Below are 15,674 nucleotides of genomic sequence, written 5' to 3'. Positions count from 1 at the left end.
GGGGTGACTGATGCCTGCCGCGGGGCCGGCGGCATAGCGTCGGTGACGTCACCAAGCACCGGCACCAGGCACCGGACAACGAAAGCAGGACGTGTGCGCAAGCTCATCTATTACGTCGGCACCACCCTCGACGGATTCATCGCGGGCCCCGACGGCCAGTTCGACTTCTTCCCCTTCGAGGGCGACCTCGCCGCCGCACTGCTGGCGGAGTACCCCGAGACGATCCCGGCCCACGGACGGGGCCCGTCGGGCCTCGACGGGGTCGCCAACAAGCGCTTCGACACGGTCCTGATGGGCCGCGGCACCTACGAGGCCGGACTCGCGGCCGGAGTCACCAGCCCCTACCCGCATCTGAAGCAGTACGTCTTCTCCCGCACCCTCGCCCCCCTCGACCCCGCCGTGGAGGTCGTCTCCACGGACCCGGTCGCGTTCGTCCGCGACCTCAAGAGGCAGGACGGGCAGGACATCTGGCTGTGCGGCGGCGCGAGCCTGGCCGGGCAACTGCTGCACGAGATAGACGAGTTGGTCATCAAACGCCACCCGGTCGTCATCGGCTCCGGCATACCGCTCTTCGACGCGCCGTTCCGCCCGGACCGCTTCAAGCTGACCGACTCCCGGGTCTTCAACACCGGCGCCGCCATCACCACCTACGCGAAGGACACGAGCATCCCGACACTGCTGCGCCCCACCACCGAGGCCGACCTCGACCGCGTCACCGCCGTGACGGTCGACGAACCCGTCGGCTGGATCCCCGCCGACCGGTATCTGGAGGAACTCGAGGAGGGCATGTACCGCCCGGAGTGGACCTGGATCGCCGAACAGGACGGCCGGGTGGTGGCCCGGGCCCTGTGGTGGGGCCGGGCGACGAGCGAGCACCCGGTCGCGCTGGACTGCCTGTACGTCGACCCCTCGGTCGCCGACCGCGCGGCGCTCGGGGCCGCTCTGATCAGCGCGGGCCTGCGGGCCTTCGCCGAGCAGGGCGCGGCCAAGCCCCCGCTCTACAACCTGACCCTGCCGAACGGCTGGCGAGAAGACCCCGCGACGGCCGCCGCCGCCGACTGGCGGCGGGACGCCGCGCTGGCGGCCGGACTGACCGACGTGGTCGAGCGGCTGCGCCTGGAATGGACGCCCGAGGCAGGGCTCCCCGCCTCCAGCGGGCGCCTCGTCTTCACCGAGGGGACGGACGAGGAGTTCCTGGACGTCTTCCGGCGGATCGCGGTGGGCAGTCTGGACGGGGAGACCCGCCGGAACCTGGTGGTGATGGGGCCGGAAGCCACCGCCCGCGAGGAGGTCGACTTCTACCTCGGCTGCCCGGGGGAGCGCTCGTGGTGGCGCATCGCCCGCACCCCCGACGGCCGGGTCGCCGGGCTGGCCCTGCCCTCGGCGACGCCGTACAACCGCAACGTCGGCTACCTGGGCGTCGTCCCCGAACTGCGCGGACAGGGGTACGTCGACGACGTGCTCGCCGAGATCACCCGGGTGCAGGTGGAGGCGGGGGCCGAGCTGATCACCGCCACCACCGACACCGACAACGCGCCGATGGCCGCCGCGTTCACCCGGGCCGGCTACCGGACCGCCCAGACCCGGCTGATCTGGTCGGCTCCGGAGCCGGGTCCCGCCTCATGAGGCCAACAGGCCGGCGAGCTCGGTGCGCGAACTGACACCCAGCTTCGGGAAGGCGCGGTACAGGTGGTGCCCGACCGTGCGCGGGCTCAGGAACAACCGGGCGCCGATCTCCCGGTTGCTGGCACCGGCCGCGGCCAGTCGAACCACCTCGCGCTCCTGCGGACTCAGCAGGCTGATCGGCCCGTCCTCGCGAGCCGTCAGCCCGGTTTCCCCGCCCGCAGCGCCGAGTTCCGTCCGGGCCCGGTCGGCCCAGGGCCGCGCACCCAGCCGTTCGAAACCGTCGAGAGCGGAGCGCAACTGGTCCCGGGCGTCGATCTGGCGGCGCAGGCGACGCAGCCACTCCCCGTACAGCAGCGCCGTACGGGCCCGGTCGTAATCGCTGCCGCCCTCGTGCAGGGCCAGCGCCGCGACGAAGTGCTCCTCGGCCTCACCGTCGGGGCCGGTCAGCGCCAGGCAGCGGCGGGCCGCCGCGGCGAGTGCGGGCCGTCCCAGCGCGCCCGCCCACTCCCCGAGCGACCGGGCCGCGTCCGACGCCCGCTCCGGGCGGCCGGCGCGTACCGCGGCTTCGATCACATCCGGCAGCAACGGCAGGCGGAGCAGCGGATGGGCCAGCTCCGCGCCGGCCGCCTCCAACCGCTCCAAAGCCGCCTCCGCCCGACCCAGGCCGAGTTCGAGCACGCCCCGGGCCCACAGGGCGTCCGCCGTGCCCCGGCCCACCCCGCGCGGGCGGGTGTACTCCAGCGCTTCGCCGGTGAGCGTACGGACCCGCTCCTCCTCGCCCCGGACGGCGGCCGGCATCGCCAGAGCGGCCCGCAGGTGGGCGGCCCGGTGGGCCAGGTCGTAGTACTCGGCCAGCCGGAGCGCCTCGGCGGCCTGTACCGACGCCTCGTCATGGCGGCCCAGGGACAGCTCCGTCTGGACCAGCAGATGCAGCGCGGTGGGCAGCCAGCCGCCGACTCCCTGGTCGCGGCAGTGCTCCACGACTCCGGCAGCGGCCTCCCGGGCCGCCGGGTGATCGCCCGTCAACTGCAGGTAGATCCCGGTCATCAGGCGATCCATCACACCATCGGCGGGGGCGTCCGCGAGCGCGCGGAGCGCCTCCAGGGCGCCGGGCACGTCACCGCCGAACAGCCTTGCCGGTACGGCCAGCACCGGCAGGGCGGGGGAGCGGAGCGCGATCTCCTCGATCAGCGGGGCGTCCCCGGCGGAGAAAGCCGCGTGGACCGCATCGGTCAGCAGCGAGGCCTTCATGTCCGGTCGCTCGACGCCCGTCAGGTCCGCGCTGTCGAGCAGGATCCGCGCCGCCGTCCGCGGCCTGCGGTAGCCCAGCTCGACCACGGCCCGGGCACGCGCGAAGCTCGCCGCCACCCCCGGATCCTCCAGCGGGAGCGGCACCTGGTCGGCCAGTGCGCCACACCGCTCGTCCTGCCCGGCATCGGCGGCCCGCTGCGCCGCCGACACCAGCCGCCGCGCCCGCCCCTGCGGATCCGCGGTGAGCCGGGCGGCACGCTCGTAGGCGGCGGAGGCGGACGCCATCGCCTGCCGGCTGTCGGCCCACTCGGCGACGCGTTCCAGCTCCTCGGCGACCCTCTCGTCCGGGCCCGTCGAAGCGGCGGCCAGGTGCCAGGCCCGCCGGTGCGCCTGGCCGGCTTCGCCCAGGGCCTCCGCCAGCGCCCGGTGCGCGGCGATCCGCCGGGCGAGCGGGGCGCCCTGGTACGCGGCGTACCGCACCAGCGGGTGCCGAAAGCGCAGCGCCTCCCCGGAGAGCAGGACGAACCCGGCGCGCTCGGCCGGCTCCAGATCCTCTACCGCCGAACCGAGCCGCCCCGCCGCGCGCAACACGACGGTCAGGTCCCCCGTGTCGTCCGCGGCGGCCACCAGCAGCACCACCTGGGCGGCCTCGGGAAGCCGCCGGAGCTGTTCCAGGAAGCCCTCCTGGAGCCGGACCGGCAGCCCGGCGGCCGCGTCGGGCAGCGCGGACGGGCCCAGCCGCCCGGCACGTTGGGCCGGAGTGAGCGCGGCCGACAGCTCGATGAGGGCCAGCGGGTTGCCGCGGGCCTCCTCGATGACGCGGTCCGCGACGTACGGTGGCAGGCCCGGCACCAACTCGGCCGCATCCGCCCGGTCCAGGCCCTCGACCAGCAGCCGGGGCAGCCCCTTCACGGCGGCACCGGGAGCTCCGTCGCGGACCGCGAAGAGCATCACCACGCCCTCCGCCCGCAGCCGGCGCGCGGCGAAGGTCAGCATGTCCACCGACGGCTGGTCGAGCCACTGCGCATCGTCGACCAGGCACAGCAGCGGCCCGTCGGCCGCGGCCTCCGACAAAAGCGTGAGCACCGCGAGCCCGACACTGAAGCGGTCGCGTACGCCGTCACCACTCAGGCCGAAAACGGCTCGCAGCGCTGCCGCCTGGACCTCTGGGAGCGTATCGATCAGATCCATCACCGGGAGGAAGAGCTGGTGCAGCCCACCGAAGGCCATCTCCATCTCCGACTCGATGCCCTCGACGCGCAGCACCCGCGCATCGTGCGCCCGCCCGGCGGCATGGTCGAGCAGGGCGGTCTTCCCGATCCCGGCCTCTCCGTGCACCAGCAGGACACCACTCGCCCCCTGGCGGGCGTCCGCGAGCAACCGCTCGATCCGCTCCAGCTCCGCGTACCGCCCCCGCACGACCTGCTCCCGCCTCCCGTGTACGACCGCCGCGCCCGGCCCGACGGGTCCGCGTGACAGCCTCCGGAGACTACCTCGACGATCACCGCCCCACCTGCACCGGCATGTCCGGCCCTGCCGGGACCGCCGCCGGGGCCGTCGCCAGGACCGCCTGCGAGGGCACGCCGAAAGGTGACGTGTTCTGTCAGGTTTGGCATGAACGATGGATGACATGCACACAGACGACATGACCACCCAGCAGGTAGGCCACGACACCCGGGAGCGCGCGCTCGCCGGCCGGATCGCGCTCGTGGCCGGAGCCACCCGAGGCGCGGGACGCGCCCTCGCGGTCGAGCTCGGCCGCTCCGGGGCGACCGTGTACGTCACCGGTCGCACCACCCGGACCCGGGCCAGTGAGGTCGGCCGGACCGGCGAGACCATCGAGGAGACCGCGGAGCTGGTCACCGCGGCCGGCGGCGCGGGCATCGCGGTCCCCACCGACCACCTCGACGAGGACCAGGTACGGGCCCTCGTCGAGCGGATCGACGAGGAACAGGGCCGGCTCGACATTCTCGTCAACGACCTGTGGGGCGGCGAGCACCTCCTGGCCGCGTCCGTGTTCGGCAAGAAGAGCTGGGAGACCCCGCTGGCCGACGGCCTGCGGATCCTGGAGCTCGGCGCCCGCTCACACGTGATCACCGCGGCGCTGCTGCTGCCGCTGCTGATCCGGTCGGACGCGCCGCTGCACGTGGAAGTGACGGACGGTACCGCGCACTTCAACCGCCGCTACCGCGACAACATGTACTACGACCTGGCCAAGAACGCCCCGATCCGCCTCGCGTTCGGGCTGGGCCAGGAGCTGGCGGAGTACGGGGGCGCGGCGGTCGCGGTCACGCCGGGATTCCTGCGCTCGGAACAGATGCTCACCCACTTCGGCGTTGCCGAGGAGAACTGGCGCGACGCGATCGCCCTGGAGCCGACCTTCGCCATCGCCGAGTCCCCGCAGTACCTGGCCCGGACGGTCGCGGCGCTGGCGGCCGACCCGGAACGCGCCCGGCGGTGGAACGGCAGGTCCACCTCCAGCGGTGAACTCGCCGAGGTCTACGCGGTGACGGATGCGGACGGCAGCAGGCCGAACGCCTGGGCGTACTTCGAGGACGTCGTCTACGGCGGGAAGGAAGGATCCCCCGAGGACTACCGGTGACCCTCGGCGCCCTCGGCGTCCCCGGCGCCCTCGCCGTCCCCCGATCGCCGGTCGGCCCGGTAGAGGGCGGCCAGGGCGGCGGCGCGCTCGCGGAAGCGGGCGCGAAGGGAGGCCGGGGCGAGCACCTCCACGTCCGCGCCCAGCCGGGCCAGCTCGTCGAACGCGACTTCCTCGGACTCCGCGGGCAGTTCCAGGGTGATCAGACCGTCGGCGTCCGGGGCGCTCGCGGAGGCCAGCGCCTCCTCGATGGCGGCCCCGTCCACGACGGCGGGCAGCCGGCGCAGCCCCGGTCCGGTCAGCCGGACCGTGACGGCGGTGCGCAGCAGCGCGCGGGCGAAGGCGGCCGAGCGGGCCTGCCAGTGCGCGGCCAGATCGAAGGCCGCATCGCGTGCGAACGGCTCCTGCGCGCCGGGAGCGGGAGCGAGGGCCGTGACGCGGTCGACCCGGTAGGTACGCCAACCGCCGTCACGTTCCTCCCGTTCGCCGGGGACGCGGGCCACGACGTACCAGGTGCCGGCCTTCAGGACGAGCCCGTACGGCTCCACCACCCGCGACACCGTGGAAGGCCCGGAGCCGTCCCGGCCCGGCCGCGCGTAGGACAGTTCGACGGCCCGGTCGCCCCACACCGCGCGGGCCAGCTCCGGCAGGAGCTCCGGCGTGGACGCCTCCCGGAACCAGGCCGGGGCGTCGAGGTGGAAGCGGCGAACGGACGATTCCGCGGCCTCACGCACCGAAGGGAGCAGGGTCGCCGTCAGCTTCAGCCGGGCCGTGTCCGCCGCGTCCGACAGCCCCAGATCCCGCAGGGCCGACGGAAGCCCCGACAGGAACAGGGTCTCCGCCTCGCTCGGATGCAGGGTGGTGAGCCGGGTCCGGTAGCCCGGAGCCAGGAAGTAGCCGCCCACCCGGCCGCGCTCCGACCGGACCGGGATGCCGGCCTCCTGCAGTGCCTGGGCGTCGCGGATCACGGTCCGCTCGGAGATCTCCAGCGCGCGGGCGAGCGCCGCGGCGGTCAGACCGGGGTTCGACTGGATGAGGAGGGCCATACGGATCAGGCGGGCGGCACGCATCACCCCAGGATCGCCGACGAGGCGAACGAACGGACTCTCCCCCGCCCGTCCCCACCGGGCGGGGACCACGATGTCAGTGGGGCGTTGGACAATTCTGATCATGGTTCACACGTTCCCCATGACCCTGCCCGCTTCACTGGTGGAGGCCCACCGCGTCGACCTGGCCTCCAAGCCCTCCGACGGCTGGGGCTTCGAGGTGTTCGACGTCGCGACGGCCGCGTCCGGCGACTCGTACGTACTGAGCGGGACGCGGCGGTACCGGGCGCCGGAGCCCGTGCGGGACCCGGCCGAGGGGAACTTCACGTACGGGATGATCACCCGGCACGCGCCGGACGGGTCTCCCGTCGACGTGGCCCTGTTCGCACAGCCGCACCCGGACGGCTCCCCTTCGGCGATACCCGAGTTGGGGGAGATGACGCTCGCGGTGCTGCCCGACGGGCAGGTCGCCCTGAGCGGGAGGCCGGGCAGCACCTTCCTCCTCGCCGCCGACCTGAGCCGGGTCACGCGGTCCTGTCGGATGCCGTTCGGCTGGTCCGTGGAGGAAGCCGGGCCGGGCGACCCGTACGCGGCCTCCCTCTCGGTCACCCCGTCGGGCAGGCTGCTCGCCGTGACCTCCGAATACGGGCTGAGCAACTGGGCGGGGTCACGCCCCAACATCGTCGCCGTCTCGGAGCCGGGAAGCGCCTTCGCTCCCGGGACGAAGCCGCGGTTGGAGGCCATCGCCTCGCTCGACAACCGGGCCGGCCGCCAGACCGATGCCCACCTGCGCCCCTACCTCGGCTTCCGGGGCGCGCCGGTCGGCGGCTCGAACCGGCCGGCGCCGTCACTGACGGAACTCGTCTCCTCCTACCGGGGGCGGCCCCACGACTACCACGACTGCTGGCTCGGCCGGCCCGTGCCGCTCGGCGACGAACTCTTCGTCGTGCCGGTCTTCAGCCGCATCCACCGGTCCGGAAACCGGGGCGGGGAGTTCACCTTCGCCCTGCTGGACGACCAGGGCCGGCTGACGGGCCGCCTGGAGGGCCTGCACCTCTACGAGGACAGCCCCTTCACCGGCTTCTGCTTCGACCTCGCCGGCGACCCGCACCGGGGCCGCGCCTTCCACCTGAACCGCTACGGCCTCTACGCGTGGACCTCCGACGGACAGATGCGGGCCAGGCTCTCCACCGAGGACAAGCCGTTCAAGGCCCTGGTCCACTTCGCCCTCATGGGCTGCACCGGGGCCGGCGAGCTGCTCCTCAGGCACCGCAAGCAGAACCTGCTGCTGCGCGTGCCGGTACCGCAGGACCTGGGTGATCTCCCGGCGGCCCTGGAGGAGGCCCTGCGGACGTACGGCCCCCAGCGCACCGCACTGAAGAAGCGGTACGCCCCGGTCGACTGGCACTGGGCCGAATCCTCGGCGAGGGTGCACCGGCTCTGAGCCCACCACCGGACCGCTACGAGCGGAGCCGGCACGGTTCGATGAGCCGGTCCCGGCCGGGGGCCTGATCGGTGGTCGGGTACAGGCGCCGGAAGGCGGGATCCTCCAAGAGGACCTGCTTCGGCCGGGCCCACTGCGGCACCTGGCCGGGGTGCTGGGCCACGACGTCCACCGGCAGGAATGCCGATCGCCTCGGCGGCGGTGGCGGAGCTCGCCATCGCGGCTCCCACGGCGTCGGCGGCGCCGGTCCGCAGCGACCACGCGGCTGCCCAGCGCGTACTGGGCCGGGCCGTGGCTGGCGGGGGAGTGCCCGGCATTCCCGCCAGGATCCAGGACGGCCGTGACGCGTGGGTCGGCTCGGCAGGGGTGGCCGAGATCGTGCGGATCGGCGTCTCCCGCCCACCCGAGTGCGCACCCGGTGTCGACTGGGGTTACTCCAACACCCCAACTCCTCCTGGGGTCGGTGCCGCCTCGCAGAAGCTGTCGTGCGAAGTGGCGGTCCGGGGCATGGGAGGCGCCGTCAACGGCACCCGTATGGTCTCGGCCGACTCCAACGGAGACTGGAACTACCCGATCATCGCGTTCACCGATCTCCTCCAGGCCCAGTTCTGCCCGGGCACGACGGAATGATCCGGCGCGTGCGTCGGCGCGCCGACGGAACCGGCCGCGGAAGGGCGGAGCCGTCTCAGGGGCCGTCGATGAGCCGCTGGAGGCCGGGGGCGTAGAGGTCCGCCAGGCGCTCGGGGCCTGCGTGGGAGCCCGCGCCGTCGGGGCGGTGCAGGCTCAGGGTGGCGCCGAGGCCCAGCAGCTGGCCGGCGATCAGCTCGGCCCGCAGCTGTGCGTCCGGCCCGGTCAGGCCGGCGGCCAGCCGGTCGGTGACCTGCTCGCGGAAGCGTGCGCGCAGCAAGGTGCGCTCGTCCTCGATGCCCAGGGAGAACACCACCCGCAGCAGCGGGTCCCCGCGGAAGCGGTCCCGCAGCCCGACCATCGTCAGGACCAGGTGCCGGCCGAGGACCGCGGGCGCGGCGGCGAACAGCTCGTCGGCGGCCGACCGGAAGTCGGCGACCGTGTTGAACAGGGCTTCCTTGCTGCCGAAGCGTTTGACGATCAGCGACGGGCTCACCCCGGCGTCGGCCGCGATGCCGCGCATCGTGACCTCGGCGTACGGCCGCAGCGTGAACGCGCGGCGGGCGGCGCGGACGATGGCCTCGCGCCCGGTCTCGGCGCCCGCCTCCGTGCCTGCCTCACCGTCACCTTCCCCACCGGCCCCGTCATCGGATGTGACGGACGCGGTGGTGAGGGGTTCCTCGGTGCTGCTCATGCGCTCTCCCGGGCGGCGGTCACGGACGCTGACACCGTGACCGTACCGCCGACGCGGCCGCGCAGCGGACCACGGGCGCCTCCGGTGCGGTCCGACGGCAGGAACAGCGTGGCGACGAGGGCGGCGAGCGCGGTTCCTCCGGCGATCAGGAAGATGAGCAGGTAGGCGTGCAGGGTCGGCGCGGTGTGCCCGCCGACGACGAAGGTCACGTGGGCCAGGACGGCGGCGACCACGGCGCTGCAGCAGGCCTGGCCGACGGAGCGCATGAGGGTGTTGAGGCCGTTGGCCGCGGCCGTCTCGCTCACCGGTACGGCCCGCATGACGAGGGCGGGCAGCGCCGAGTACGCGATGGCGGTGCCGGAGGACACCACGGTGGCGCCGGCCACGATCATCCAGAGGCTGTGGCTGGTGAAGAAGCGGACCACGTAGCCGACGGCCATGACGACGGCGGCCAGCGCGAGTGCGGTGCGCGGTCCGTAGGCGGCCGAGATCCGCGCCGAGACGGGGGAGAGGGCCACCATGGCCAGGCCTCCGGGCAGCAGGCACAGGCCGCTCACCACGATGGACGCGCCGAGGCCGTACCCGGTGCTGGTGGGCTCCTGCACCATCTGTCCGGTGACCAGGGAGTTCGCGTAGAACGCGAAGCCGATCAGCAGGGCCGCCACGTTGGTGAGCAGGACGGCGGGCCGCGCGGAGACCCGCAGGTCGACCATGGGCGACGCGGTGCGCAGTTCGAACCAGCCCCACAGCAGGCCCACGGCCACGGAGGCGCCGAACAGGCCGAGCGTGCGCGGGGAGGTCCAGCCCCAGTCCGAACCCCGGGTGATGGCGAGGAGCAGTCCGACGAGGGTGGCGGCCAGTCCCAGGGTGCCGGGGAGGTCGAAGCGGCCGTGCGCACGCAGGGGCGACTCGGGGACGATCCACAGCACCAACAGCAGATCGAGGACACCGAGCGCCGCCGACGCCCAGAACATGGTGTGCCAGTCGAATTTCTCCATGACCACCGCGGCCACGGGCAAGCCGATCGCCGCACCGATGCCGAGCGTCGAGCTCATGAGCGCTATCGCGGAGAGCACCCGGTCGGCGGGCAGCTCGTCGCGGATGATGCTGATGCCCAGGGGGATCACCGCGAGCGCCGCTCCCTGGAGGGCGCGGCCGGTGATCAGGACGCCGATGTCGGAGCTGACCGCGCACAGCACGGAGCCGATGCTGAGCACGCCCAGTGAGGCCAGCAGGACACGCCGCTTTCCGTACATGTCGCCGACGCGGCCGAGTACGGGGGTGAAGACCGCGCCGGTCAGCAGCGTGATGGTGACCAGCCAGCCCGCGGCGCCGGGGCTCGCCCCCGTCAGGTCGGGGACGTGCGGCAGCAGCGGGACCACGAGGGTCTGCATGACGGCGACGACCATGCCGCAGAAGGCGAGTACGGGCATGACGAGCCCGGGGTGGCGGCTGCGGGGGGTGGCGGCGGCGTCGGGGGTCGGCGGACCGGGAGCGGGTATCGCGGGGGGCATGCTGCTCCAGGGGTGCGAAGGGTGCGAAGGGTGCGGGACGGCGGAACGGGCAGGGGTGCACAATCGTTCACCCGAGGGTAAACGATTGTGCACCCCCTTGTCCGCCGTGGAGTCACCTCTCCGGCCGGGTTATTGGTCCAGACCTATTGACGGGGCTTGTCGGTGCTCCTACGATCCGGTCCGGCGCAGCCCCACATGTCCCCCCACCTCACCCAGGCCGGGCGTCACGCCCCACGCATGGTCATGCCCATGACGCTCGGCGGGAAGGGAGCACACCGTGTTCCGTCGAAGGTCGCGTACCCCACGTGCCTCGGGCGAATTCCCCCCGCGTTCCGATCCCGGCCGGACCCGGCACGGACCGGCCGTCCTGAGGCGCGCTCTCGCCGCGGTCGGCGCGGCCGCCGTCATCGCCGCCGGCCTCGCGGTGGCCGGCTCCGTCACGGCCGGGGCCGCCACCGCCGACCTGGTGGTCAATGCCGGCTTCGAGAACGGGCTGGCCGACTGGACGTGCCCCGGCGGCGTCGCCGCGGCCGTCGCCGGTCCGGTCCGTTCCGGAGCCTCCGCGCTCAAGGCGACACCGACCGGTCAGGACACCGCCCAGTGCACCCAGACCATCAGCGTGCAGCCCAATTCCCCGTACGCACTGAGCGCGTACGTCCAGGGCAGCTACGTCTACCTGGGTGTCACCGGCACCGGCATCACCGGCACCCCGTCCACGTGGACGCCGAACAACCCGTCGTACGGCCGGCTCGGCGTCGGCTTCACCACCGGGCCGAGCACCACCTCGGTGACCGTCTACCTGCACGGCTGGTACGGGCAGCCCGCGTACTACGCGGACGACGTGTCGCTCACCGGCCCCGGCGGCCCCGGCCCCACACCGACCGCCACGCCGCCGACCACCGCCCCGCCTACCAGCGCGCCGCCGACCACCGCCCCGCCCACCACGGCCCCGCCGACCACCGCCCCGCCGGGTGACACCTGCCCCACGAAGCCCAGGCCTACGGGCAAAGTCCTCCAGGGCTACTGGGAGAACTGGGACGGCGCCTCCAACGGCGTCCACCCCGGTATGGGCTGGATCCCCATCACGGACAGCCGGATCGCCGCGCACGGGTACAACGTCATCAACGCCGCCTTCCCGGTGATCCTCTCGGACGGCACCGTCCTGTGGCAGGACGGTATGGACGCCGGGGTCAAGGTCTCGACCCCCGCCGAGATGTGCCAGGCCAAGGCGGCCGGGGCGACGCTCCTGATGTCGATCGGCGGCGCCGCCGCCGGAATCGACCTGAGCTCCGCCGCCGTCGCCGACAAGTTCGTGGCGACCGTCGTCCCGATCCTCAGGAAGTACAACTTCGACGGCATCGACATCGACATCGAGACCGGCCTGTCCGGCAGCGGCAACATCAACACCTTGTCCGCCTCCCAGTCCAACCTGATCCGCATCATCGACGGCGTCCTCGCGCAGATGCCGGCCGGCTTCGGGCTCACCATGGCCCCCGAAACCGCGTACGTCACCGGTGGAAGCGTCACCTACGGGTCGATCTGGGGCGCCTACCTGCCGATCATCAAGAAGTACGCCGACAACGGCCGCCTGTGGTGGCTGAACATGCAGTACTACAACGGCAGCATGTACGGCTGCTCCGGCGACTCCTACCAGGCCGGCACGGTCCAGGGCTTCACCGCGCAGACCACCTGCCTGAACAACGGCCTGACCATCCAGGGCACCACCGTCAAGGTGCCCTACGACAAGCAGGTGCCCGGTCTGCCCGCGCAGCCCGGCGCGGGCGGCGGCCACATGGCGCCGAGCCTGGTCAGCCAGTCGTGGAACGCCTACGGCGGGTCGTTGAAGGGGCTCATGACCTGGTCGATCAACTGGGACGGCTCGAAGGGCTGGACCTTCGGCGACAACGTCAAGTCCCTGCAGAACCGTTGATCTCCCGCTGACTGCACGCACCCGGACGCACCGCCTCGGGGCGTGCGGCCCGGTCAGGACCGGTGGGGCGCCTGCCTCGCCGGTCCCATCCGGTCGGGCCCGGTCAGCCACGGCCGCGGGTCGCCGGGTCTCGCCCCGCGGACGATACTGAAGGTCACGGTGCGTGGAGGCGACATGCGTGAACCGGAGCAGCGCGGCCCGGGGCCGGCCTCGGCTTCGGCCTCCGTCAGCGACACGGCAGCGGTCGTCCTTGACGACGCGGGCCTCGTCGTCGCCCGTTCGCGGCGGGCCGCGACGCTGCTGGATTGCTCGCCGGGCCGGACCTGTGCGCCCCTGCTGCGGATCCTGCCGCGAGCCGGAACGGATGCGGGGCCGGCCGGTCATCAGGTCACCCTTCCGGATGGAGATCATGCGGGGCACAAGGTTCCTCTGGCCTGCACGGTCGTCCCGCTCACGGCTCACGCTCCGGACGGTTCCGGCACCGGAGCGCAGTGGCTCGTCCTGATCACCCCGGCGGAAACGGCGGTGGAGGCGGCCGAGCGGGATGCGCGCAAACGCCGGGCGGGGCTCTCCCAGGCCGCCGCCGCGGGCATCGCCACCTCCCTGGACGTGATCGAGATGGCCCAGACCCTGGCCAATCTGCTCGTCCCCGATTTCGCCGACCTGGCGACCGTCGACATCGCCGAGAAGGTACTGGTGGGCGACGAGCCCCAGCACCTCGACACCAGCGGTGACGTGCGCCTGCGCCGGACCGCTGCCGCGCAGAGTCCGGAGATCTCCGCCGAGGAACTCCTGGCGGTGGGAGAGGCGCTTCCTCCCGTGACGGACAGTGCGTTGATGCGCCCCCTCATGAAGGGGCTGCCCGTGCTGGTACCGGACGTGGGCATCCTGCACGCGAAGCTCGGCATGGATCCGGACGCCCTGCCGCTGTTCGTGCCGGGCGGAGCTCACTCCTCCATAGCGATGCCGCTCTACGCACGAGGCCTGGTACTCGGCTGCGTCACCGTCTGGCGCAGTCAGTTGCCCACCGCGTTCGGTGAGGAGGACGCCGCGCTGCTGCAGGACGTCGTGTCCAGGGCAGCACTCGGCGTGGACAACGCGCGCCGTTACACCAAGGAACACCGGTCGGCCTTGGCGCTGCAGCGAAGCCTGCTGCCGCACTCCGCCCTGAACGTGGCGGCCGCGGACACGGCGGGGGTGTACCAGCCGGCGGGCGGTGGTGTGGGAGTCGGCGGGGACTGGTTCGATGTGATTCCCCTGCCGTCGTTGCGGGTGGCGTTCGTCGTCGGGGACGTCGTCGGACACGGACTCGAGGCGACCGCGGCCATGGCGCGGCTGCGGACCGCGGTACAGACCCTGGCCGACCTCGATCTGGATCCGGGTGAGCTGCTCACGCATCTCGATGACCTGGTGCTCGGCTTCTCCGACGAGCAGATGACCGGCGAGTCCCGCCCGGAGGGGCCCTCGGAGCGCTCGGAGCCGGCGGTGCTCGGAGCGACGTGCCTGTACGTCGTCCACGACCCGGTGACGGGGCGGTGCGCCGCTGCCGCCGCGGGACATCCGCCGCCGGTCCTTCTGCCTGCGGACGGCGAGCCGGTCTTCCTCGGCGTGACACCGGGACCTCCGCTGGGGGTGGGCGGAGTGCCGTTCGAGGTGGCGGAGTTCGGTGTCGAGCCCGGCAGCCTGCTCGCGCTCTTCACGGACGGACTCGTGGAGAGCCGCGGCGGCGACATCGAGGAGGGGATGGAGCGGCTGAGGAGTTCGCTCGCCGGAGCCGACCCGAGCCGGCCGCTCGACGAGATCAGCCAGAGCGTATTCGACGGAGTGCGGCCTCGAGAGCCCGTCGACGACGGTGCCTTGCTGCTCGCCCGTATCCGCGCGCTCTCCTCCGATCAGGTCGCCGAGTGGGAACTCGAACCCGATCTGTCCCTCGTCGCCCGTGCCCGCGAGCTGGTGGTGGGCCGGCTGTCCGACTGGCAGTTGGACGAACTCGGCTTCGTGACCGAACTTGTCACCAGCGAACTCGTCACGAACGCGATCCGCTACGCGGGCGGCCCGGTCGGGCTCCGGCTGATCCGCGACCGGCGGGTGCTCGTCTGCGAGGTGTCCGACCCCAGCACCACTCACCCGCGCCTGCGCCGTGCACGGGAGACGGACGAAGGCGGGCGGGGCCTGTTCCTCGTGGCCCAGCTCGCCGACCGCTGGGGATGCCGGTTCACCAGCACCGGAAAGACCATCTGGACGGAGCAGCCCATCAGCGGGTCCGCCGTCTAGATTTCCACCCCTTCGGCCGTGGCCCGGGTGCGTGCCCTCGCGTCAGGGCGCAGGGGTCAGCGCGGCGCGGGCGGCCTCCAGGATCTCGTCGGAGAGCGGGGTGTCCTTGGTGGCGCGGGCCAGTACGACCGCTCCGAGCATCGTGCACAGCCGGACGATGCCGTCCTCGTCGTCGGTGGCGAGCCAGTCGGCGAAGTCGGACACTCCGTCGGCGTAGGTGTGGTGCGCCCCGCGGTCCCCGGGGTCGCGGGCCATGTCGGTGGCCAGCCCGGCGGCGGGGCAGCCCGTGGCGGGGGAGTCCCGGTGCCGGGCGGACAGGTAGGTGTCGATCACCACCCGCTGGGCCGCGTTGCGCTCGCCGTCGTTGTCCTCCAGGGCGGCAGCGCGCCGCTCGGCCAGTTCGTCGAAGGCGTGCGAGACGGCCTCGTCGATGAGGGCTTCCTTGGAGGCGAACTGCTTGTAGAAGCCGCCGTGGGTCAGGCCGGCCGCCTTCATCAGGTCGGCGACGCTCACGCTCGTGCCCTGTTCGCGGAAGAGCCGCGAGGCCATCTCGACGACCCGCTTGCGGTTCTCCTGCGCCTGCGCCTGCGATACGCGGCCCATGGACACCTCCCAGTTTGGATGACGACTGGCATCTATCCTACTCCTGGTATAGATTGCAGATGTAAT

General features: G+C 72.9%; 12 protein-coding genes and 1 pseudogene. 7 read left to right on the top strand and 6 right to left on the bottom strand.

The genetic code is table 11. From position 1 onward, the window contains the following. Positions 1-93: 93 nt before the first annotated feature. Entirely contained in the window at positions 94-1,626 is a 1,533-nt protein-coding gene (locus ACFXGI_RS16690; protein ID WP_384706615.1) for a dihydrofolate reductase family protein, read from the top strand. Here the strand turns inward: ACFXGI_RS16690 and ACFXGI_RS16685 are convergent. Then, positions 1,621-4,296: an ATP-binding protein gene (locus tag ACFXGI_RS16685; RefSeq protein WP_384706613.1), complete on the bottom strand. Its 2,676-nt coding sequence runs from the start codon at positions 4,294-4,296 to the stop codon at positions 1,621-1,623. The two genes, ACFXGI_RS16690 and ACFXGI_RS16685, sit on opposite strands and share 6 nt — an antisense overlap. Positions 4,297-4,507: 211 nt before the next feature. On the opposite strand from ACFXGI_RS16685, the gene ACFXGI_RS16680 reads away from it, so the two are divergent. Then, positions 4,508-5,479, top strand: a complete 972-nt coding sequence (locus tag ACFXGI_RS16680; protein ID WP_384706611.1) for an SDR family oxidoreductase — start codon at positions 4,508-4,510, stop codon at positions 5,477-5,479. On the opposite strand, the gene ACFXGI_RS16675 is transcribed toward ACFXGI_RS16680, so the two are convergent. Further along, on the bottom strand, positions 5,470-6,546 hold the full coding sequence (locus ACFXGI_RS16675) for a helix-turn-helix transcriptional regulator (protein ID WP_384706609.1): 1,077 nt from the start codon (positions 6,544-6,546) through the stop codon (positions 5,470-5,472). The genes ACFXGI_RS16680 and ACFXGI_RS16675 overlap by 10 nt on opposite strands. A gap of 100 nt (positions 6,547-6,646) precedes the next feature. Between ACFXGI_RS16675 and ACFXGI_RS16670 the strand changes: the two genes are divergently transcribed. Continuing rightward, complete coding sequence (locus ACFXGI_RS16670) at positions 6,647-7,966, top strand: hypothetical protein (protein WP_384706607.1); 1,320 nt, start codon at positions 6,647-6,649, stop codon at positions 7,964-7,966. Between the two features lie 16 nt (positions 7,967-7,982). Here ACFXGI_RS16670 and ACFXGI_RS16665 read toward each other — a convergent pair whose 3' ends face one another. After that, positions 7,983-8,129, bottom strand: coding sequence for a hypothetical protein (locus ACFXGI_RS16665; protein WP_384706605.1), 147 nt, complete (start codon positions 8,127-8,129; stop codon positions 7,983-7,985). A gap of 17 nt (positions 8,130-8,146) precedes the next feature. Here ACFXGI_RS16665 and ACFXGI_RS16660 point away from each other — a divergent pair, with 17 nt between their 5' ends. Continuing rightward, positions 8,147-8,596: a hypothetical protein gene (locus ACFXGI_RS16660; protein ID WP_384706603.1), complete on the top strand. Its 450-nt coding sequence runs from the start codon at positions 8,147-8,149 to the stop codon at positions 8,594-8,596. A gap of 55 nt (positions 8,597-8,651) precedes the next feature. On the opposite strand, the gene ACFXGI_RS16655 is transcribed toward ACFXGI_RS16660, so the two are convergent. Together ACFXGI_RS16655 and ACFXGI_RS16650 are read right to left on the bottom strand one after the other, a co-directional pair. Further along, positions 8,652-9,287, bottom strand: coding sequence for a TetR family transcriptional regulator (locus tag ACFXGI_RS16655; RefSeq protein ID WP_384706601.1), 636 nt, complete (start codon positions 9,285-9,287; stop codon positions 8,652-8,654). After that, entirely contained in the window at positions 9,284-10,801 is a 1,518-nt protein-coding gene (locus tag ACFXGI_RS16650; RefSeq protein ID WP_384706599.1) for an MFS transporter, read from the bottom strand. The genes ACFXGI_RS16655 and ACFXGI_RS16650 overlap by 4 nt, the downstream gene beginning before the upstream one ends. 277 nt (positions 10,802-11,078) lie before the next feature. Here ACFXGI_RS16650 and ACFXGI_RS16645 point away from each other — a divergent pair. The 3 genes and pseudogenes from ACFXGI_RS16645 to ACFXGI_RS16635 all read left to right on the top strand — a co-directional run. Then, positions 11,079-11,600: pseudogene (locus ACFXGI_RS16645) on the top strand (carbohydrate binding domain-containing protein); the annotation flags it as partial. A 42-nt stretch (positions 11,601-11,642) separates the two neighbouring features. Further along, complete coding sequence (locus tag ACFXGI_RS16640) at positions 11,643-12,731, top strand: chitinase (RefSeq protein WP_384706811.1); 1,089 nt, start codon at positions 11,643-11,645, stop codon at positions 12,729-12,731. A gap of 174 nt (positions 12,732-12,905) precedes the next feature. Then, positions 12,906-15,005 carry a SpoIIE family protein phosphatase gene (locus ACFXGI_RS16635; protein ID WP_384706597.1) on the top strand — a complete coding sequence of 700 codons (2,100 nt, stop codon included), beginning with the start codon at positions 12,906-12,908 and terminating at the stop codon, positions 15,003-15,005. A 42-nt stretch (positions 15,006-15,047) separates the two neighbouring features. On the opposite strand, the gene ACFXGI_RS16630 is transcribed toward ACFXGI_RS16635, so the two are convergent. Next, complete coding sequence (locus ACFXGI_RS16630; protein WP_384706595.1) at positions 15,048-15,608, bottom strand: TetR/AcrR family transcriptional regulator; 561 nt, start codon at positions 15,606-15,608, stop codon at positions 15,048-15,050. Positions 15,609-15,674 lie beyond the last annotated feature (66 nt).

The sequence above is a fragment of the Streptomyces sp. NPDC059355 genome (assembly GCF_042752335.1).
In the GTDB taxonomy this organism is placed as follows: Bacteria; Actinomycetota; Actinomycetes; order Streptomycetales; family Streptomycetaceae; genus Streptomyces.
This window is presented reverse-complemented; position numbering and strand designations above follow the sequence as displayed.

Excerpts from the sequence above, each read along its gene's own strand:
- ACFXGI_RS16680 (WP_384706611.1), top strand. The coding sequence starts at position 4,508 with ATGCACACAGACGACATGACCACCCAGCAGGTAGGCCACGACACCCGG.
- ACFXGI_RS16675 (WP_384706609.1), bottom strand. The coding sequence starts at position 6,546 with ATGCGTGCCGCCCGCCTGATCCGTATGGCCCTCCTCATCCAGTCGAAC.
- ACFXGI_RS16670 (WP_384706607.1), top strand. The coding sequence starts at position 6,647 with ATGGTTCACACGTTCCCCATGACCCTGCCCGCTTCACTGGTGGAGGCC.
- ACFXGI_RS16660 (WP_384706603.1), top strand. The coding sequence starts at position 8,147 with ATGCCGATCGCCTCGGCGGCGGTGGCGGAGCTCGCCATCGCGGCTCCC.
- ACFXGI_RS16655 (WP_384706601.1), bottom strand. The coding sequence starts at position 9,287 with ATGAGCAGCACCGAGGAACCCCTCACCACCGCGTCCGTCACATCCGAT.
- ACFXGI_RS16650 (WP_384706599.1), bottom strand. The coding sequence starts at position 10,801 with ATGCCCCCCGCGATACCCGCTCCCGGTCCGCCGACCCCCGACGCCGCC.
- ACFXGI_RS16635 (WP_384706597.1), top strand. The coding sequence starts at position 12,906 with ATGCGTGAACCGGAGCAGCGCGGCCCGGGGCCGGCCTCGGCTTCGGCC.
- ACFXGI_RS16630 (WP_384706595.1), bottom strand. The coding sequence starts at position 15,608 with ATGGGCCGCGTATCGCAGGCGCAGGCGCAGGAGAACCGCAAGCGGGTC.